General features: G+C 71.7%; 13 protein-coding genes. 8 read left to right on the forward strand and 5 right to left on the reverse strand.

The features are described 5' to 3' along the window. The first annotated feature begins 184 nt into the window (after positions 1-184). The 6 genes from ACZ42X_RS22445 (at position 185) to ACZ42X_RS22470 (ending at position 7,101) form a co-directional block, all read left to right on the forward strand. Positions 185-1,669 carry a cation:proton antiporter gene (locus ACZ42X_RS22445; RefSeq protein ID WP_468292836.1) on the forward strand — a complete coding sequence of 495 codons (1,485 nt, stop codon included), beginning with the start codon at positions 185-187 and terminating at the stop codon, positions 1,667-1,669. Positions 1,670-1,853: 184 nt separating this feature from the next. Further along, positions 1,854-3,011 (forward strand): branched-chain amino acid ABC transporter substrate-binding protein, encoded by a 1,158-nt coding sequence (locus tag ACZ42X_RS22450; protein WP_468292839.1) that lies wholly within the window; start codon positions 1,854-1,856, stop codon positions 3,009-3,011. 133 nt (positions 3,012-3,144) lie between these two features. Further along, positions 3,145-4,068 carry a branched-chain amino acid ABC transporter permease gene (locus tag ACZ42X_RS22455; RefSeq protein WP_468292842.1) on the forward strand — a complete coding sequence of 308 codons (924 nt, stop codon included), beginning with the start codon at positions 3,145-3,147 and terminating at the stop codon, positions 4,066-4,068. Beyond that, on the forward strand, positions 4,065-5,432 hold the full coding sequence (locus ACZ42X_RS22460; RefSeq protein ID WP_468292845.1) for a branched-chain amino acid ABC transporter permease: 1,368 nt from the start codon (positions 4,065-4,067) through the stop codon (positions 5,430-5,432). The genes ACZ42X_RS22455 and ACZ42X_RS22460 overlap by 4 nt, the downstream gene beginning before the upstream one ends. Further along, entirely contained in the window at positions 5,432-6,337 is a 906-nt protein-coding gene (locus ACZ42X_RS22465) for an ABC transporter ATP-binding protein (RefSeq protein ID WP_468292847.1), read from the forward strand. Before ACZ42X_RS22460 ends, ACZ42X_RS22465 begins: the two co-directional genes overlap by 1 nt. A 2-nt stretch (positions 6,338-6,339) precedes the next feature. Further along, positions 6,340-7,101 (forward strand): ABC transporter ATP-binding protein, encoded by a 762-nt coding sequence (locus ACZ42X_RS22470; RefSeq protein WP_468293409.1) that lies wholly within the window; start codon positions 6,340-6,342, stop codon positions 7,099-7,101. 65 nt (positions 7,102-7,166) lie between these two features. On the opposite strand, the gene ACZ42X_RS22475 is transcribed toward ACZ42X_RS22470, so the two are convergent. Then, positions 7,167-7,643 (reverse strand): PaaI family thioesterase, encoded by a 477-nt coding sequence (locus tag ACZ42X_RS22475; RefSeq protein WP_468292850.1) that lies wholly within the window; start codon positions 7,641-7,643, stop codon positions 7,167-7,169. 72 nt (positions 7,644-7,715) lie between these two features. Further along, positions 7,716-9,998, reverse strand: coding sequence for an FdhF/YdeP family oxidoreductase (locus ACZ42X_RS22480; protein WP_468292853.1), 2,283 nt, complete (start codon positions 9,996-9,998; stop codon positions 7,716-7,718). 180 nt (positions 9,999-10,178) lie between these two features. Here ACZ42X_RS22480 and polA point away from each other — a divergent pair, with 180 nt between their 5' ends. Then, positions 10,179-12,833, forward strand: a complete 2,655-nt coding sequence (gene polA / locus ACZ42X_RS22485) for a DNA polymerase I (protein ID WP_468293412.1) — start codon at positions 10,179-10,181, stop codon at positions 12,831-12,833. A 94-nt stretch (positions 12,834-12,927) separates the two neighbouring features. Here the strand turns inward: polA and ACZ42X_RS22490 are convergent, their stop codons facing one another. After that, on the reverse strand, positions 12,928-13,836 hold the full coding sequence (locus tag ACZ42X_RS22490; protein ID WP_468292856.1) for a DUF4184 family protein: 909 nt from the start codon (positions 13,834-13,836) through the stop codon (positions 12,928-12,930). Positions 13,837-14,040: 204 nt separating this feature from the next. Between ACZ42X_RS22490 and ACZ42X_RS22495 the strand changes: the two genes are divergently transcribed. Next, positions 14,041-15,795, forward strand: coding sequence for a lytic transglycosylase domain-containing protein (locus tag ACZ42X_RS22495; RefSeq protein WP_468292859.1), 1,755 nt, complete (start codon positions 14,041-14,043; stop codon positions 15,793-15,795). Positions 15,796-15,873: 78 nt separating this feature from the next. Here ACZ42X_RS22495 and hrpB read toward each other — a convergent pair whose 3' ends face one another. Together hrpB and ACZ42X_RS22505 are read right to left on the reverse strand one after the other, a co-directional pair. After that, positions 15,874-18,369: an ATP-dependent helicase HrpB gene (gene hrpB / locus ACZ42X_RS22500; protein ID WP_468293414.1), complete on the reverse strand. Its 2,496-nt coding sequence runs from the start codon at positions 18,367-18,369 to the stop codon at positions 15,874-15,876. Further along, a complete protein-coding gene (locus tag ACZ42X_RS22505) occupies positions 18,366-19,160 on the reverse strand; it encodes a class I SAM-dependent methyltransferase (protein ID WP_468292862.1) in 795 nt (264 codons plus the stop codon). The genes hrpB and ACZ42X_RS22505 overlap by 4 nt, the downstream gene beginning before the upstream one ends. Positions 19,161-19,422: the final 262 nt, after the last annotated feature.

Consider the following 19,422-nt stretch of genomic DNA (forward strand, 5'->3'; position numbering starts at 1 on the left):
ATTCGGTCATGTGACGCTGGCCTGGTCCCCATTCGGGACAGGAGCGGTGCCGACGTCTTGTCGGGCCGCGGCCTCCGGTGTTCCTCTCACGAAGATCCGCGCTTCCAAACGGTGTTCCTCGGTTCCCTGGTGCGAGCCCGCTGTGCTCTTCCGCCTCCGTAATCAAGGAGATTCGTTCGTGGTGATGCGTTCTGCTGCCCGGCGTGACCGTCGCGCCCTCTACGTCGCGATCGGTGTCACGGTCGTCCTGCCGCTCGTGGTGATCGCGTTAGCCGCCGCCCGGGCTTCCGGTCCGGGCTCCGGGGCGGGGCGGGGCACCGCCCCGGCGGGCGGGCTGGACGGGGCGGGTCACTTCCTCCTCGCGGCCGGTGTGGTGCTCGCCGCCGCGCACCTCGGCGGCGCCGCCCTCAAGGCCCTGGGACAGCCCCGGGTGATCGGTGAGATCTGCGCGGGTCTCCTGATGGGGCCGACCCTGCTGGGGTGGCTCGCCCCCGGGTTCAGCGCATGGCTCTTCCCCTCCCAGGCGCGGGACATGATGAGCGGCCTGGCCCAACTCGGGCTGGTGGTCTTCATGTTCGGGGTGGGCCGGGAGCTCTCCACGATGCGGCTGCGCGGGGCGGCCGCGCGGACCGTGCTCATCAGCCAGGCCTCGCTCTTCGTGCCGTTCGCCGCCGGCGCGGTGATCGCGCTGCCGCTCGTGGAGCGCCATCTCGGGCCGGCGGGGCATCCGCTCGCCTTCGTGCTGTTCGTGGGCTGCGCCCTGAGCATCACGGCGTTCCCGGTGCTCGCGCGCATCCTCTCCGACATCGGCGCCACCAAGACGCGCACCGGTCAGCTCAGCCTGTTCTGCGCCGCGGTCGGCGACGCGGGCAGCTGGCTCCTGCTGACCGCGATCCTGGCGCTCTCGCACGGCGCGGGCATGGGCCCGCTGGCCGTACAGGCCCTCCTCCTCGCGGTCGTGGTGGCGATCTGCCTGGGACCGGTCCGGCTGCTTCTCGCGCGCTGGGCGGAGAAGAGGGACAGGGCGGACGGCGGTGGCGGTGTGGTGGCCTTCCTCGTTGCGGGGGTCATGGCGGCGGCCGCGCTGACGGCGGCGCTCGGCGTCCACCAGCTCATCGGCGCCATGCTGGTGGGGCTGATGTGGCCCCGGCACCACCGGGTCGCGGCGGTGGCCGTCGAGGGCATGGCCGGGGTCGCCAAAACGATCCTGCTGCCGTTCTTCTTCTTCGGTTTCGGTCTGACCGTGAACCTGAGGGACCTGAGCTGGGGCGCCGGCACCCTGCTCACGCTCGTCGGCCTGCTGGTGTTCGCCATCGTGTCGAAGGTGGCGGGGGCGGGGATCTGCGCACGCCTGACAGGCATGCCGTGGCCCGCCGCCCTGGGGTTGGGCGTCCTGCTCAACGCCCGTGGCCTGACCGAGCTCGTGGTGATCCAGATCGGTCGCGAGGCGGGCCTGATCGACCACCGTATGGCCGGACTGCTCACCCTGGTCGCCCTGGTCACGACCGTGGTCACGAGTCCCGTGCTGCGCTGGATGGGTCCCCGTGCCCTGGGTGAGGCGCCGCGCCCGGGCTCCGGGGAGGAAACAGTTCCGGCCGCCGTCGGTGCGGGTGAGGGGCCCGGACGGCTGGATCTTGTGGTTCGCTCGGACTTGTCCGATTCTCGGTAAGGTGCGTACCGCATTCCGCACATGACGCAGGTCACGGGCGGATCACACATCGTCGGCCCACCTATACGGGTGGCTCATCGCACGATTACATTCCCCGCACACCGCACTGACGCGCGGTTGGGTGTGGAGGGCGCTCCGCCCGCTGCACGCGCTTACAAAAGTCAGGCGCTTCTGGGGGCCTTCTGTGCTGAACAAGAACATCATCAGGTTCGCCATTCCCGTGGCCGTGGGCGCCTTGGCGCTCACTGGTTGCAGCAGTGATTCCGGAGGCGGCGGTGACGCCCTGAAGATTGCTTTCCAGGGGCCGCTCTCCGGTGACAACACGGCGCTGGGAGAGAACGAGGAGAAGGGCATCAAGCTCGCCATCGAGCAGGCGAACGCAAAGGGTGACCTTCCCTTCAAGATCGAGTACATGGCGGTGGACGACCAGGGTCTCCCCGAAAAGGCCACCGCCGCGGCCCAGAAAGCGATCGACGACCCGAACGTCGTCGCGCTGATCGGGCCCGCATTCTCCGGACCGACCAATTCCGCCGCGCCTCTGCTCGGTGACGCCGGTCTCGCCTCGCTCTCCGCGTCCGCAACGCGTGGAGACCTGACCGAGCAGGGTTTCAAGACCTTCCTCCAGGGCGTTCCCAACGACAACGCCCAGGGTGCCGGAATGGCCACCTACTACGCGAAGAAGCTGAAGCCGAAGAAGGTCTACCTGATCGACGACAAGTCCGACTACGGCGTCGGGCTCGCGGGGATCGCGGAGAAGGACCTCAAGGCCGCCGGCGTCGAGGTCATCAAGAAGTCCGTCCCCGCCAAGACCCCGGACTACAGCGCCACCGCCAAGGACGTGGTCAACTCCAAGGCCGACGCGCTGATTTACGCGGGCTACTACCAGGACGCCGCGCCGTTCGCCAAGAAGCTCGTGGAAGCGGGCTACAAGGGCGCCGCGATTTCCGGTGACGGCACGAACGACATGAAGTTCATCGAGCTCGCCGGTGCGGCCGCGAACAACTGGTACCTGACCTGCCCGTGCACCGACGCGAAGGTCGAGGAGAACACCAAGAAGTTCACCGAGGACTACCGCAAGAAGTTCAACGTCGACCCGGGCACGTACTCGGCCGAGGCCTACGACCTCACCAACATGGTGATCGCGGAGCTGAAGAAGCTGGGTGACAAGCCGGACCGGCAGGCGGTGTACGAGGCGCTGAAGAAGGCTTCCTACAAGGGCCTCACGAAGGAATTCTCCTTCGACGAAAAGGGTGCGCTGAAGATTCAGGACGTCTTCCTGTACCAGGTGAAGGACGGAAAGATCGCCTACCTGGGCCCGGTCGAGGAGCTGGCCGGAAGCTGATTTCCGGAAGCGGGCCACATCTCCGGCCGGGAGTGTGGCCCGCAGCCGCCCGCTTGTCTGCGCTGCGCATCGGACCCCACGTATGCGCACACCGCTTCTCCGGCCGCTCAGCTCCCACAAGGAAGTCAGCAAGATGTCCCTCAGTGAATTCTGGGACTATTTGGTCCTGGGGGCGGTGCTCGGCTCCATCTATGCCGTCATCGCCATCGGTTACACACTGGTCTACGGCGTACTGCAGCTGATCAACTTCGCGCACAGCGAGGTGTTCATGTTCGGTGCGTACGGCGGCCTCATATCCCTCACCCTGGTTGCTCCCGGCAGTAACCCCTCAGGTGTGGCATCGGTCGGATACGTCGCCCTCGGTCTGACCGCCGGCGCCGCTTTCGGAGCCCTCACCGCTTACGGTCTGGAAAAGGTCGCGTATCGGCCACTGCGCCGGCGCGGAGCGCCCCGCCTGATCTTCCTGATCACCGCCATCGGCGCGTCCTTCTTCCTCTACAACCTCGCGGGCAAGCTCTTCGGCCGCGACCCGCTGCCGATGCCGGAGGCTTACAAGAACGAGCATGTCCTCACGGTCTTCGGGGCCACCCTGAACGTCACCCAGCTGCTGCTGCTGGGCTCCGCGGTCGTCATGATGATCGCCCTCGACCTGTTGGTGAACCGTACGAAGCTCGGCGCGAGCATCCGGGCGGTCTCCCAGGACGCCGAAGTCGCCGCACTCATGGGCGTGGACATCGACAAGGTCATCTCCCGCACCTTCGTGATCGGCGGCGTGCTCGGCGGAGCGGCGGGCTACCTCTACGGGACCTTCCTCCAGGTCAAGTTCGACATGGGCTTCATCCCCGGCATCACCGCGTTCGCCGCGGCAGTGGTGGGCGGCATCGGCAACATCCGGGGGGCGATGCTCGGCGGCCTGATGCTCGGCATCGTCGAGACGCTGACCGTTCCGCTCCTCGGCGGTGAGTGGCGCCATGTCGCCGCGTTCACCGTGCTCATCATCGTGCTGATGTTCCGGCCCACGGGAATTCTCGGCGAGCGTGTGGGGAGGACGGCATGACCACGGACACTTCGGTGAAGAAGCCCATGACGGCGGCGGCGAAGCTGCGCCACGTCGCGTGGTACCAGCAGCCCCGCTGGCAGCGGCTCGGTGCTCTGCTGGCGCTCGGCGTGGTGCTCACCGTGATGGTGGGGGAGCAGGGCAACACCCGGGACATCTTCTACTCCCTCAGGACCAGCTTCACCGGCGTCAACCTCTGGGTGATCCTGGCGCTGGCCGTCGCGATCTGGTGCGTCCGCGAGTTCACCTCCGGCCTGCTGACCAAGGTGAACGAGCGGGCCAAGACGCTGGCCGCCGGCGGGGCCGGCGGGAAGCTGGAGCAGGCGCGCACGGTGGTGCGGACCCAGCCGAAGGTGCGGTGGGGCCTCCTCGCCGCCGTGCTGCTGATCGTCCTCCTGGTGCCGGGGCAGCTGTCCGGCTACTGGCAGACCGTGCTCGTCGACCAGGTCGCCATCTACGCGCTGCTGGCGATCGGCCTCAACGTGGTGATCGGCTGGGCGGGCCTGCTGGACCTGGGCTTCGTGGCGTTCTTCGCGGTCGGCGCGTACAGCGCCGCCTTCTGGACCGGCGCGCTGCCCGTCGAACCGCCCTTCGTGCTTAACAACTTCCTGGTCATCCCGGTCGCGGTGGTCACCTGCCTGATCGCGGGCATCCTGCTGGGCGCTCCGACCCTGCGGCTGCGCGGTGACTACCTCGCCATCGTCACCCTGGGCTTCCACGAGATCGTCTACCTGGTGGCCAAGAACGCGGACGGCATCACCAACGGCTCGGCCGGCGCCCGGCAGATCCCGAAGTTCTCCGCGTTCGGCTACCAGTGGTCGCTGGAGCGGATGCCGTACTGGTACCTGCTGGTGACGCTGATCGTGCTGATGGTCGTGATCTTCGTCCGGCTGGAGCACTCCCGGGTCGGGCGGGCCTGGACCGCCATCCGCGAGGACGAGGTGGCGGCCGCCGCGAACGGCGTGGACACGGTGAAGTTCAAGCTGATGGCGTTCGCCATCGGAGCGTCCACCTCCGGTATCGCCGGTGTGGTCTACGCGAGCAAGGTGGGCTACTTCAACCCCGAGAACTTCGCCATCCTCAACTCCATCCTGGTGCTCGCCTACGTCATCTTCGGCGGCATGGGGTCGCTCCCGGGCGTGCTCATCGGCGCGGCCGTCCTGGTGTGGCTGCCCGAGGCGCTGCGTGACTACGTGGAGCCGTCCGACCGGTACATGTACCTCGGTGCGCTGCTCGTGGTGATGATGATCTACCGTCCGCAGGGCGTCTGGCCGTCCCGCCGTCGCCAACGGGAACTGAAAATGGCGGACGAAGGACTCGGAGAGGCCGATGCCATGACCGAGCGGGCGGGAGGCAAGCTGTGATGGCCACCGAAGTGACGAGTGGCGAGGCGCAGGCCGGGCGACCGGAGGCCCCGGACGCCACCACGGTCCTGGAGACCTCGGATCTGACCCTGCGGTTCGGCGGTCTGACCAGCCTGGACAAGGTCGATCTGTCCATGCGGCGGGGCGAGATCCTGGCGGTGATCGGTCCGAACGGCGCGGGCAAGACCTCGCTGTTCAACTCCCTGACGGGGGCCTACACCCCGCAGGAGGGCAGCATCACCTTCCACGACAAGGACGGTGGGCACCACCAGCTGCTGGGACGCAAGCCCCATGTGGTCAACCGCCTGGGCCTCGCGCGGACGTTCCAGAACATCCGCCTGTTCTCGGCACTGACCGCGCTGGAGAACGTGAAGATCGCCGCCGAGACCCGGCTGAAGGCCGGGCCGGTGTCGATCATCCTGGGTCTGCCGAACGCCCGGCGGGCGGAGCGGCACAGTGACGAGCGGGCCCACCGGCTGCTGAAGTTCGTGGGCCTGGAGGACAAGCTCAACGACATCGCCGGGTCCCTCAGCTACGGCGACCAGCGCAGCCTGGAGATCGCGCGGGCGCTGGCCACGGAACCGCAGGTACTGCTCCTCGACGAGCCGGCCGCCGGTACGAACCCGACGGAGAAGCTCCAGCTGGAGCAGCTCATCCGGCGGATCAACACCGAGCTGGGCGTGAGCGTGCTGCTGATCGAGCACGACATGCGGCTGGTGATGTCGGTGGCGGACCGGGTCATGGTCCTCAACTTCGGCAAGAAGATCGCGGAGGGCACGCCGAGCGAGGTGCAGCGGCACCCCGCCGTCATCGAGGCCTATCTCGGATCGTCGGCCGAGGACGCCGAAACGGTGCAGAACATCATCGCCGAGCGGTCGGCCTCGGACGCGGAGGAGGGGCAGTGAGCGTGACGACGGATCCGGCGAGCCGGGCGGAAACCGAGGGGACGGCCGGCGTGCCGCTGCTCGAACTGAGCGCCCTGCGGGTCTCCTACGGCGCGATCGAGGCGCTGAAGGGCATCGACCTCAGGGTGAACGAGGGCGAGATCGTGGCCCTGCTCGGAGGCAACGGCGCGGGCAAGACCACGACGCTGCGCACGGTCTCCGGCATGCTGCGGCCGAGCGCCGGCGAAGTGCGGCTGCGTGGCGAGCGCATCGACGGCATCAAGTCGCACGAGCTGGTCCACTTCGGGATCGGGCATGTGCCGGAGGGCCGCCGGGTCTTCCCGCGGATGTCGGTCCTGGAGAACCTGGAGATCGGCGCCTACCGCTTCTCGTCGGTGGACTCCGGGGACCTGGACCGGATCTTCGGGCTGTTCCCCCGGCTCGCGGAGCGGCGGACGCAGCTCGCGGGCACCCTCTCGGGTGGCGAGCAGCAGATGCTGGCGATCGGCCGGGCCCTGATGGGCAAGCCGGAGCTGCTGCTGCTCGACGAACCGTCCATGGGGCTCGCCCCGCTGATCGTGCAGCAGATCTTCGAGATCATCCGCGACATCAACGAGCAGGGCACCACGGTGCTGCTCGTGGAGCAGAACGCCACTCAGGCGCTGGGGCTCGCCCATCGCGGCTATGTGCTGGAGACCGGGTCGGTGTCGGTGGACGGAGAGGCGCGGGACCTGCTCGCCGATTCCCGGATCCGGGCCGCCTACCTCGGTGAGGGCGCTGCCTGACCGACCGGAGCGGGAGCCGGGGGAGCCTTTCGGGGCTCTCCCGGCTCCCGGCCGTTTCGGGGCGGTCAGCCGGTGGGGCCGTCGCCCTGCGGGGCCTCCCGCAGCAGGCAGGTCAGGCGCGCCGTGCACACCCGCTTGTCCTGCTCGTCGGTGATGACGATCTCGTACGTGGCGGTGGAGCGCCCGCGGTGGACGGGGGTGGCGACGCCGGTCACCAGTCCGCTGCGGACGCCCCGGTGGTGGGTGCAGTTGAGGTCCACGCCCACCGCGATCTTGGAGATGCCGCCGTGGAGCATGGAGCCGACCGAGCCGAGGGTCTCGGCGAGGACGGCGGATGCGCCGCCGTGCAGCAGTCCGTACGGCTGGGTGTTGCCCTCGACCGGCATGGTGCCGACGACCCGCTCGGCGGAGGCCTCCAGTATCCGCACGCCCATGCGGGTGCCGAGGTGCCCGGCGGAGAAGAGGGCGGGCAGGTCGACACCGAGCGAGGCGTACTCGTCGATGACTTCCTGCGGGAACTTCACGCTGGTCTGCTCGCCCATGGGGCCCGGCTCCGTTCGTCGTCGTACGGCCTTGTGCTGGATCGCTGACTGGCTGACTGGCTAAGCGAACGCTCAGACGGTCGCTGATTGTTCCAGACGCACGATCACGGACTTGCTGGCGGGGGTGTTGCTGACGTCGGCGGTGGACTCCAGGGGCACCAGGACGTTCGTCTCCGGGTAGTACGCGGCGGCGCAGCCCCGCGCGGTGGGGTAGTGCACCACCCGGAAGCCGGGCGCGCGCCGCTCGGAGCCGTCGCGCCACTCGCTGACGAGGTCGGCGTACGACCCGTCGGCGAAGCCCAGCGCGCGGGCGTCCTCCGGGTGGACCAGGACCACGCGGCGGCCGCCCTTGATGCCGCGGTAGCGGTCGTCGAGGCCGTAGATGGTGGTGTTGTACTGGTCGTGCGAGCGCAGGGTCTGCAGCAGCAGCCGCCCCTCGGGGACCCGCGGGTACTCGACGGGCGCGGCCGTGAAGTTCGCCTTGCCGGTCTTCGTGGGGAAGCGCCGCTCGTCGCGCGGAGCGTGCGGCAGGGCGAAGCCGCCGGGGTTCGCCGCTAGCCGGGCGTTGAAGTCCTCGAAGCCGGGCACCACGCGCGCGATGCGGTCGCGGATCGTGGCGTAGTCCTTCTCGAACTCCTCCCACGGCGTGGCCGACGCCTCGCCCAGCACGGCCCGCGCCATGCGCGCCACGATGGCCGGCTCGGACAGCAGGTGCGGACTCGCCGGCGGCAGGTTCCCGCGCGAGGCGTGGACCAGGCCCATCGAGTCCTCGACCGTGACGAACTGCTTCCCCGCGGCCTGGACGTCCTTGTCGGTGCGGCCGAGCGTGGGCAGGATCAGCGCGCGCGTGCCGGTGACCGCGTGGGAGCGGTTCAGCTTGGTCGACACGTGCACGGTGAGCCGGGCGCGGCGCATGGCCGCCTCGGTGACCTCCGTGTCGGGCGTCGCCCCCACGAAGTTCCCGCCCATCGCGAAGAACACCTTCGCCTCGCCGTCGCGCAGCGCCTGGATGGAACGCACCACGTCGAAGCCGTGGTGGCGGGGCGCGGCGATGCCGAACTCCTTGTCCAGGGCGTCCAGGAAGGCGGCGGACGGGCGCTCGAAGATGCCCATCGTGCGGTCGCCCTGCACGTTGGAGTGCCCGCGCACCGGGCAGACCCCCGCGCCCGGGCGGCCGATGTTGCCGCGCAGCAGGAGGAAGTTCACCACTTCGCGGATGGTCGGCACGGAGTGCTTGTGCTGAGTGAGGCCCATGGCCCAGCAGACGATGGTGCGCTCCGAGGCGAGCACCATGCGCAGGGCGCGCTCGATCTCGGAGCGCTCCAGGCCGGTGGCGGCGAGCGTCTCGTCCCAGTCGGCGGCCTGGGCGGCGGCCGCGAACGCCTCGTACCCGTGCGTGTGCTCGCGTACGAACGCCTCGTCGACGGCGCCGTCGGTCTTGAGGATTAGCTTGTTGAGGAGGCGGAAGAGGGCCTGGTCGCCGCCGATGCGGATCTGGAGGAACAGGTCGGTGAGGGCGGCTCCCTTGAGCATGCCCTGCGGGGTCTGCGGGTTCTTGAACCGCTCCAGGCCCGCCTCGGGCAGCGGGTTCACCGAGATGATCCTCGCCCCCGCCGCCTTGGCCTTCTCCAGGGCGGAGAGCATGCGCGGGTGGTTGGTGCCGGGGTTCTGCCCGGCCACGATGATCAGGTCCGCCCGGTGCAGGTCCTCCAGGGAGACGCTGCCCTTGCCGATGCCGATCGTCTCGGTGAGCGCGGAGCCGGACGACTCGTGGCACATGTTGGAGCAGTCCGGGAGGTTGTTCGTGCCGAACTCGCGGGCGAAGAGCTGGAGCAGGAACGCGGCCTCGTTGCTGGTGCGGCCGGAGGTGTAGAAGACCGCCTCGTCGGGGGAGCCGAGCGCGGTCAGCTCCTCCGCGATGATCGCGAAGGCGCGCTCCCACGTCACCGGCTCGTAGCGGTCGGCGCCCTCCGGCAGGTACACGGGGTGGGTGATCCGGCCCTGCTGCCCGAGCCAGTACCCGCTGCGGGTGGCCAGGTCCGCCACCGGGTGCGCGGCGAAGAAGGCGGGGGTCACGCGGCGCAGCGTGGCCTCCTCGGCGACGGCCTTCGCGCCGTTCTCGCAGAACTCCGCGACGTGCCGCGTGTCGCCCTCCGGCCAGGCGCAGCCCGGGCAGTCGAAGCCGTCCTTCTGGTTGACCTTGAGCAGGGTCCGCGCGGTGCGGGCGAGGCCCATCTGCTGCTGGGCGATCTTGAGGGTGTGCCCGATCGCGGGGAGGCCGGCAGCGGCGTGCTGGGGCGCCTGGACCTGCGGCGCGTCCTGGACCGGGTCACCTGCGGGCGGCTTGCTGGCCATCGCGCTCCCCCTTGAGCGGTTGTGTCCGATGTACGCCTCCGATCCTGTCACGGCCCACTGACAGCGGGCACCGCCCCTCGGCCGGGACCGGCATTGTCGGTGGTCCGTGGCAGGATCGTGTCCGTGGCTGAGACAGCATCGAAGAAGACCCCAGACGACAACCGTCCGCGCCTGCTCCTCATGGACGGGCACTCCCTGGCGTACCGGGCGTTCTTCGCGCTGCCCGCGGAGAACTTCACCACCGCGAGCGGCCAGACGACCAACGCCATCTACGGCTTCGCGTCGATGCTGGCGAACACGCTGCGTGACGAGTCGCCGACGCACTTCGCCGTCGCGTTCGACGTGTCGCGCAAGACGTGGCGCTCGGCGGACTTCCCCGAGTACAAGGCGAACCGCTCCGCGACCCCCGACGAGTTCAAGGGGCAGGTCGAGCTGATCGGCGAGCTGCTCGACACCATGAACGCCGAGCGGTTCGCGGTGGACGGGTTCGAGGCGGACGACGTGATCGCCACGCTCGCCACGCAGGCCGAGGCCCAGGGCTTCGAGGTGCTGATCGTCACCGGCGACCGGGACTCGTTCCAGCTGGTCTCCGATCACGTGACCGTGCTGTACCCCACGAAGGGCGTCTCCGAGCTGACCCGGTTCACCCCGGAGAAGGTCCAGGAGAAGTACGGGCTGTCCCCGTCGCAGTACCCCGACTTCGCGGCCCTGCGGGGCGACCCGTCCGACAACCTGCCGGGCATCCCGGGCGTCGGGGAGAAGACGGCCACGAAGTGGATCAACCAGTTCGGTTCCTTCGCCGAGCTGGTCGAGCGGGCCGACGAGGTCAAGGGCAAGGTCGGCCAGGCCCTGCGCGACCACCTGGAGCCCGTCAAGCTCAACCGCCACCTGACCGAGCTCGTCCGTGACGTGGAGCTGCCGAAGACGGTGGCGGACCTGGAGCGCCGGCCGTACGACCGGACCGCGCTCAAGGGCTTCCTGGAGGTCCTGGAGATCCGCAACCCGAGCCTGCGCGACCGTCTCCTCGCGGTCGACCCGGGCGCGCAGGAGGAAGAGGCCCCCGCCCCGGCCGCCGGTGTGGAACTGGACGGTACGGTGCTCGGCTCCGGCGAGCTCGCCTTCTGGCTGGAGCAGCACGGCGGCCAGCCGCTCGGCGTGGCCACCGTCGCCACCTGGGCCCTCGGCGTGGGGAACGTCAGCGAGGTCGCGCTGGCCGGCGCCGACGGCAAGGCGGCCTGGTTCGACACCACCCAGCTCGACGAGGCCGACGAGAAGGCCTTCGCCGCCTGGCTCGCCGACCCGGCCCGCCCCAAGGTGCTGCACAGCGCGAAGGAGGCCCTGCGGGTCTTCCCCGAGCACGGCTGGCACATCGAGGGCATCACGATGGACACCGCCCTCGCCGCCTACCTGGTCAAGCCGGGCCGCCGCTCCTTCGCGTTGGACGCCCTCTCCGTCGAGTACCTCCACCGCGAGCTGGCCCCCGCCGCGGCCGACGGGCAGCTCGCCTTCGGCACCGACGAGCAGGCCGAGGCCGACGCGCTGATGGCGCAGGCCCGCGCGGTCCTCGACCTGGGCGAGGCCTTCGGCGAGAAGCTCAAGGAGGTCGGCGCCACCGAGCTGCTGCACGACGTGGAACTGCCCACCTCCGTGGTGCTGGCCCGGATGGAGCGGTACGGCATCTCCGCCGACCGCGCCCATCTGGAGGCGATGGAGCAGCAGTTCGCCGCAGCGGTGCAGCAGGCGGTGAAGGAGGCGCACGCCTCCGTGGGCCACGAGTTCAACCTCGGCTCCCCGAAGCAGCTCCAGGAGGTCCTCTTCGGCGAGCTGAACCTCCCCAAGACGAAGAAGACCAAGACCGGCTACACCACGGACGCGGACGCGCTCGCCTGGCTGGCCGGCCAGACCGAGCACGAGCTGCCGGTCATCATGCTGCGCCACCGCGAGCAGGCCCGGCTGCGCTCCACCGTCGAAGGCCTGATCAAGACGATCGCCGCCGACGGCCGCATCCACACCACCTTCAGCCAGACGGTCGCGGCGACCGGCCGCCTCTCGTCGACCGACCCCAACCTGCAGAACGTGCCGGTCCGCACCGACGAGGGCCGCGCCATCCGGCACGGCTTCGTCGTCGGCGAGGGCTTCGAGTCGCTGATGACGGCCGACTACAGCCAGATCGAACTGCGCGTCATGGCCCACCTGTCGGAGGACGAGGGCCTCATCGAGGCCTTCACCTCAGGCGAGGATCTGCACACCACCGTCGCCTCCCAGGTGTTCGGCGTCGAGCGGTCCGCGGTCGACGCGGAGATGCGCCGCAAGATCAAGGCCATGTCGTACGGCCTGGCGTACGGCCTGTCCGCGTTCGGCCTCTCCCAGCAGCTCAACATCGAGGCCGGCGAGGCGCGTGCCCTGATGGACACGTACTTCGAGCGGTTCGGCGGGGTGCGCGACTACCTGCGCCGCGTCGTCGACGAGGCCCGCGCCACCGGTTACACGGAGACCATGCTCGGCCGCCGCCGCTACCTCCCGGACCTCAACAGCGACAACCGCCAGCGCCGCGAGGCCGCGGAGCGGATGGCGCTCAACGCCCCGATCCAGGGCACGGCCGCCGACATCGTGAAGGTCGCCATGCTGCGCGTCGACCGCGCCCTGCGCGAGGCGGAGCTGAAGACCCGCCTGCTGCTCCAGGTCCACGACGAAATCGTCCTGGAGGTCGCCCCCGGCGAACGCGACCGGGTCGAGGCCCTGGTCCGCCACGAGATGTCCACGGCGGTCGACCTCCGAGCCCCCCTGGACGTCTCGGTGGGCGTGGGCCCGGACTGGGACTCCGCGGCGCACTGACGCAAGCTCACGCGCCGCGCACCGCTCGCCCCCTGTGAGCGGTGCGCGGCGCGAAGCCGCCGCCACTGCGGGGACCTCGGCCCCCGCAGTGGCCTCAACCCCTGCGGGGTCCGGCGGCGGAGCCCTCGGTTTCGGGGAGTCGGGGTCCCTCCACGCCCGCCGGCGCAGAGGGAGGGGTGGGGGAAGGACCCTGCGCCCGCAGCCGCATCACCACGCCGTACACCAGCACCCCACCCGCCAGCCCCGCCCCCGCGCCGAAGCACGCCGTCGGGATGATGTCCAGCGGCGTCTCCGGCGCATGCCCCCAGTACGCGTACCACCGCGCGCACCGGTGCACCACGCCCACCGTCACGGACACCCCGAGCAGCCCCGCCGCCAGCCAGCGCCCCCGCCGCCCGAGCACCGGCACGGCCCCCGAGGCGCCGGCCCCCGAAGCCTCGGACCGCGACATCCGCCGCACCCCGCTTCCCACGAACCACGCCAGCACCACCAGCGCCACCGCCGAGCCGCCGTACTGCGCGTACAGGTACATCGGGAAGCCGGCCACCACCTCCCCCAGCACCGGCAGCAGCTTCATGCCCCACCGGTCCAGGTGCGTGAAGGCGTCCCACACCACATGCGTCGTCGCGCCGACGACCGCCGAGACGTAGAACCACGCCGCCAGCTCCGCCCGCCGCCGCCCACGCCACGCCTGCCCCCGCAGCAGCGCGTGCAGCGGCCCCTGCCACCGCCCGGGCACCAGCGCCACCAGCGGCTCACGGACCATCAGCCACACCGCCACCAGCGCCGCCGCGATCGCGACATCGACGGTCAGCACGCCCAGCACCCCGTGCGTGACGTCCCCGAAACGCATCGCTCCGGGCAGCGCCGTGTCCGCGAAGTACGTCATGTCCGGCGCGAACGACCCGGCGACGAGCGCCGACGCGACCAAGGGCCCGCGCGCCGCGCCGGACCTCCGTATCGCGGGCAGCACGGCCGCGGCATGGCTGAGAGTGAACGGCATGGTGGAAGGTCCCCCTTGAGCATGTCGGTCAATGGCCGCCAGTATGCGTGACGTTCGGACTCCGGATTCCGGTGAACCAAGCGGTGACGAAAGCGTGAAAAGCGGTCAGCGGGCGGTGTGCCGGAGCCGCCGGTTGACGTAGGGTCGCTTGAGTCCTCGCGCGGGGAGCGCGGACGGCAGTGTCAAAGGGGAGGGACCACACGTATGGCAGCGCACATCGGTCGCCGGCTGCGCAAGGGAGCCACCAGCACCGCCGTGGCCGCCGCCGCGGTGGCCGCACTCTCCGCCTCGCAGGCCCCGGGCGTGACATCCGCCGCCGATGGCGGCAGCGGTGACCCCCAGGCCGCCGACGCCACCCCCCAGCCCCACGAGAACTCGGCCACCGGCAACTCGCCGTACTACACCGACCTGCCCCCGCTCAACACGCCGGACAAGCCCGGCGCCCCCGCGGCACCGATCGTCACGGGCCCCGCTGAAGCGGGCATACCGGCCACCGTCCTCGCCGCCTACAAACAGGCGGAGCAGCACCTCCGCGCCGCCGACCCCGGCTGCAACCTCCCCTGGCAACTCCTCGCGGGCATCGGCAAGGTGGAGTCCGGCCAGGCCCGCGGCGGCCGCGTGAGCGCCGACGGCACCACCCTCTCGCCGATCCTCGGCCCCGTCCTCAACGGTGTCGGCTTCGCCAACATCTCCGACACCGACGACGGCGCGTACGACGGCGACACGACGCACGACCGCGCGGTCGGCCCCATGCAGTTCATCCCGTCCACCTGGGCGAGCTGGGGCCAGGACGCCAACGGCGACGGCCGCAAGGACCCCAACAACATCTACGACGCCGCGCAGGCCGCCGGCATGTACCTCTGCGCCAACAACCGCGATCTCGCCCTCAAGGCCGACCTCGACAAGGCGATCCTCAGCTACAACCGCTCGACCGAGTACCTGCGTACGGTTCTGTCCTGGTTCGAGTACTACAAGCGCGGTACGCACCGGATTCCGGACGGTACGGGTGTCCTGCCGGCCGACCGCAGCGACAACAAGCCGGCCGCCCGCCCGACGCCGAGGCCGACACCGACGCCGACCCTCCCCGTCACGCCGTCGCCCACGCCGACCCCGCCGCCCGTGAAGCCGTCCCCGTCGACGCCCACGACCCCGCCCGTCACCCCGGGCCCGTCCAAGCCGACGCCCCCGGCCACCCCGGACCCGACCAAACCGCCCGTCACCCCCGCCCCCGCGCCGCACGAGAAGGTCGCGCGCCTCACGGACGCCGGGACGGGCCCGCTCACCGCGATGGCGGGCGGCCGCTTCACCGAGCGCCCCGAGGTCAAGGCGCTCGACCGGGCGGGCAAGCCCGTCGCCAAGCTGGCGGTCGAGTTCGAGATCGTCGGTGCCACGGAGGCCCGCTTCGCGGCCGGGACCGGCTCGGCCGGCAGCGTCGTCGTCACCACGGCCGCGGACGGTACGGCCGCCGCGCCGCCGATCCTGGCGGGCGAGCGGACGGGCGAGTTCACCGTACGGGCCACCGTCGTGCGCCGTGCGACGCTGCCCGCCGTCGACTTCACCGCGACCGTCACGGAGCGCGCGGCCGACGCGCTCGCCAGGACGGACGAGAAGGCTCTGACGGCCGCCCCGGAGACGGAGTTCGCCGACCAGGTCGAGGTGAAGGCCACGTACAAGGGCGCCGTCGCGTCCGGTGTCGCACTGACCGCCACCATGATCACGGCCGCGGACAACGCCACCGCCAACGACAAGGGCCCCTTCTTCAAGGACGCGCAGGGCAACCCCGTCCGGACCCTCGAAGGCCTGAAGACGGACGCCAACGGCGTCCTCAAGCTGCCGAAGATGTACGCGGACGGCCAGACCGGCACCTTCCTGCTCCGCCTGACCACCGCCGGCGGCGCGACCCTGACCGTCGAGCTCAAGGTCGCGGCCCCGGCCCCGGCCCCGGCCCCGGCGGCCTGAGGCCCCTCAGCCCGTCTGGCCCCGGCGGCCTGAGGCCCCCAGCCCGGGGCCCGGCGGCGGTCCGAGACCCGGAAGCGCTCAGCGGCGCGTGTTCGTCCGCTTCGTCGGCTCCGCCCCCGCCGGGTCCTCCGGCCACGGGTGCTTCGGGTACCGGCCGCGCAGCTCCGCCCGCACGGAGCGGTACCCGTCGCGCCAGAAGGACGCCAGGTCCGCCGTGACGGCGGCGGGCCGGCCGGCCGGGGACAGCAGGTGCACCAACACCGGAACGCCCGCTATCCGCGGGGTCTCGCCGAGCCCGAACATCTCCTGCAGCTTCACCGCCAGCACGGGCTGCTCCCCGGCGCCGTACTCCACCCGGATCCGCGACCCGCTGGGCACCTCGATCCGCTCCGGGGCCAGCTCGTCCAGGCGGGCCGCCTCACCGGTGGCCCAGGGCAGCAGCCGCTGCATCGCCTGACCGGCGTCGACACGGGCCAGGTCCGCCCGCCGCCGTGCCCGGGACAGCTCCGGTTCCAGCCAGTCGCCGGCCCGCTCCAGCAGCGCGGCGTCCGACACGTCCGGCCACGGCGCGCCGACCACCCGGTGCAGGAACGCCAGCCGCTGCCGCAGCCCCTCCGCCTCCCGCGACCACCGCAGCAGCCCGAGCCCCTCGCGCCGCAGGCCATCCAGCAGCGCCTCCCGTACGCGTACGGGGTCCGGGTCGGTCAGCGGCCGTACGGTCAGCTCGACGGCGCCCAGCCGCTCCACGGACCGGGCGACCACGTCACCGGCCTCCCAGCCGACCTCCTCACCCGCCAGGAACAGCCCCCCGGCGGCCGCCCGCGCGGTCTCCTCGTCGATCACGGCCGCCAGCCGCACCCGCGCGGACGCCGCGTGAGCGGGCCGGTCCGCGACGGCCACGGCCAGCCACTCCGACCCGCGCAGCCGGGACCCCTCGCCGAGTTCGGCCCGCGTCCCGGACGCCATGAGGAACGCGCCCTCGGCCTTCGCGCCCCGCGCACGCGCCACCCGTTCCGGATACGCCAGGGAGGTCACCGCGCCGACGGCGGCGTCATCCGGCACCCCACGGCCCGGGCCGTCGGCGGAGTCCAGCTGCCCCGCGAGGCGCCGGGCCTCCTGCCGCCAGCGGGCGCCGTACGCGTCGCCCGGCGTACGGCGTGCCGTGCGCCAGGCGGCGGCCAGGTCGTCGCCGTACTCGCGCGGGGGTTCCTCGCTCAGCAGGGCCACCACCTCCGCGGCGCGCCGTGCGCCCACCACAGGCGCTCCGTCCAGCAGGGCGCGGGCCAGCCGGGGGTGCACGCCCAGCCGCGACATGCGCCCGCCCCGGTCCGTCACCCGCCCAGCCCCGTCGACCGCGCCGATCGCGGTCAGCACCTCCCGCGCGGCGCCCATCGCGCCCGCGGGCGGCGGATCCAGCAGCGCGAGACCCGCGGCACCCGGGTCGCCCCAGGCGGCGGCCTGCAGCGCGAACGCGGTCAGATCGGCCACCTGGATCTCGGGCGCCGGGAACGGCTGCCGCCGCGTGTCCTCCGCCTCGGCCCAGCACCGGTAGACGGTGCCCGGCGCCTCGCGCCCGGCGCGCCCGGCGCGCTGCCGGGCGGCGGCCCGCGACGCCCACACCGTGGTCAGCGACCCCAGGCCCCGCGCGTGGTCCACCCGCGGCTCACGCGCGAGCCCCGAGTCGACCACCACGCGCACGCCGGGCACGGTCAGCGACGACTCGGCGACCGACGTCGCCAGCACCACCCGGCGGCTGTCCCCGCCGGGGGAGAGGACCGCGTCCTGCACCGCCGCCGGGGCCCGGCCGTGCACCTGGAGCAGCTCCACGCCGGACAGGCCGGACAGCAGTCCCGCCACCCGCGCGATCTCCCCGACACCGGGCAGGAAGCACAGCACGTCCCCCGACCGCTCCGCCAGCGCCCGCCGCACCACCGAGGCCACGTGCCCGAGCAGCGCCGGGTCCACCCGCATCCCATGAGGCGGCCGCACCGGCGCGGCCGGCGGAGCCCACACCACCTCCACGGGGTGCGCCACACCCGCCGCCTCCACCACGGGCGCGCCGCCCAGCAGCCGCGCCCACCCCTCGGCGTCGGTCGTCGCGGACGCGGCCAGCAGCCGCAGCTCGGGCCGCAGGGTCTCCCGTACGTCCAGCAGGAACGCCGCCGCCGTGTCCGCGTCCAGGTGCCGCTCATGGCACTCGTCGAGCATCACGACGTCGGTGCCGCCGAGCTCCTGGTCGCGCTGGAGGCGCTGCAGCAGGACACCGGTCGTCACCACCTCGACGACCGTCTCGCGCGACACCACCCGTTCACCGCGCACGGTGAAGCCGACCCGGCCGCCGGCCTTCTCGCCCAGCAGCCACGCCATGCGCCGGGCCGCGGCCCGCGCGGCGATCCGCCGCGGCTCCGCGACGAGGACGCGTGCGCCCCGCTCGGCGAGCACCAGCGGCACCATGGTGGTCTTGCCGGTGCCGGGCGGCGCGCACAGCACCGCCGCCCCGTGCCCGTCCAGCGCCCGCTCCAGGGCGGGCAGGGCGGTGCGTACGGGCAGGTCCAGGGCCTCCGCACGCATCACGCGCGCTCGCACACGAAGATCGCCGTCCCCGGGATCAGGTTTCCGCGCAGCGGGGACCAGCCGCCCCACTCCTGGGTGTTCCACGCGGGCCATTCCGGTTCGACCAGGTCCACCAGGTGGAACCCGCCCGCCACCACGTCCCGCACCCGGTCCCCGAGGGTCCGGTGGTGCTCCACGTACACCGCCCGTCCCTCCTCGTCCTGCTCGACGTAAGGGGTGCGGTCGAAGTACGAGGAGGCGACCGACAGCCCCTCCGGTCCGGGCTCGTCGGGGAACGCCCAGCGGATCGGGTGCGTCACCGAGAACACCCACCGCCCACCCGGCCGCAGCACCCTGCGTACCTCGCGGAACACCCGCACCGGATCGGCGACGAAGGGAACCGCCCCGTACGCGGAGCAGGCCAGGTCGAAGGCGCCGTCCCGGAAGGGGAGGGCGCCCGCGTCGGCCTCCACCAGCGGGACGTCCGCGCCGATCCGCAGGGCGTGCTGGAGCTGGCGGTGGGAGAGGTCCAGGGCGACCGGGCGGGCGCCCCGCGCGGCGAGCCAGCGCGAACACTGCGCGGCGCCCGCGCCGATCTCCAGGACGTCCAGTCCGGAGACGTCCCCCAGGAGCCGGGCCTCCGCCTCGTCCAGCCCCTCCGGCCCCCAGACGAAGCGGTCGTCCCCCAGGAACGCGCCGTGCTCGGTCTGGTACTCGTCGGCGTTCCGGTCCCACCAGCCCCGGTTCGCCCGGCTGCTCTCGGCGTCACCGGCATGGCGCCTGGTGGCCTCGGGCTCGTACTCTTGGATCATCCCCACCGCCGTTGTAGGTTGCGCACGGCTGCCTGCGGGAGCCCCTGAGCGGGCGCCCGCGGAAGCCGAAGCCGCGGCCACGATGGCCTTGGGAAACATTAAATGTGCCGGGTATGTGACGTTCTGCCCCGGGTGTGCGCCTTCGCGCATTGACCGTGTCCGGCCGTCCCCGTATGCTAAAGGTTGCGCTGCGGGCCTGCGCGCCTCAGACGGAGCAGGCCGCGCTCGCATCTGTTGCATGTCCCCTCGGTTCTCGAGGCCT

The sequence above is a fragment of the Streptomyces sp. NPDC030862 genome (genome assembly GCF_055571835.1).

Coding starts and splice junctions, on each gene's coding strand:
- ACZ42X_RS22445 (WP_468292836.1), top strand. CDS start 185: ATGCGTTCTGCTGCCCGGCGTGACCGTCGCGCCCTCTACGTCGCGATC.
- ACZ42X_RS22455 (WP_468292842.1), top strand. CDS start 3,145: ATGTCCCTCAGTGAATTCTGGGACTATTTGGTCCTGGGGGCGGTGCTC.
- ACZ42X_RS22460 (WP_468292845.1), top strand. CDS start 4,065: ATGACCACGGACACTTCGGTGAAGAAGCCCATGACGGCGGCGGCGAAG.
- ACZ42X_RS22465 (WP_468292847.1), top strand. CDS start 5,432: ATGGCCACCGAAGTGACGAGTGGCGAGGCGCAGGCCGGGCGACCGGAG.
- ACZ42X_RS22475 (WP_468292850.1), bottom strand. CDS start 7,643: ATGGGCGAGCAGACCAGCGTGAAGTTCCCGCAGGAAGTCATCGACGAG.
- ACZ42X_RS22480 (WP_468292853.1), bottom strand. CDS start 9,998: ATGGCCAGCAAGCCGCCCGCAGGTGACCCGGTCCAGGACGCGCCGCAG.
- polA (WP_468293412.1), top strand. CDS start 10,179: ATGGACGGGCACTCCCTGGCGTACCGGGCGTTCTTCGCGCTGCCCGCG.
- ACZ42X_RS22490 (WP_468292856.1), bottom strand. CDS start 13,836: ATGCCGTTCACTCTCAGCCATGCCGCGGCCGTGCTGCCCGCGATACGG.
- ACZ42X_RS22495 (WP_468292859.1), top strand. CDS start 14,041: ATGGCAGCGCACATCGGTCGCCGGCTGCGCAAGGGAGCCACCAGCACC.
- ACZ42X_RS22505 (WP_468292862.1), bottom strand. CDS start 19,160: ATGATCCAAGAGTACGAGCCCGAGGCCACCAGGCGCCATGCCGGTGAC.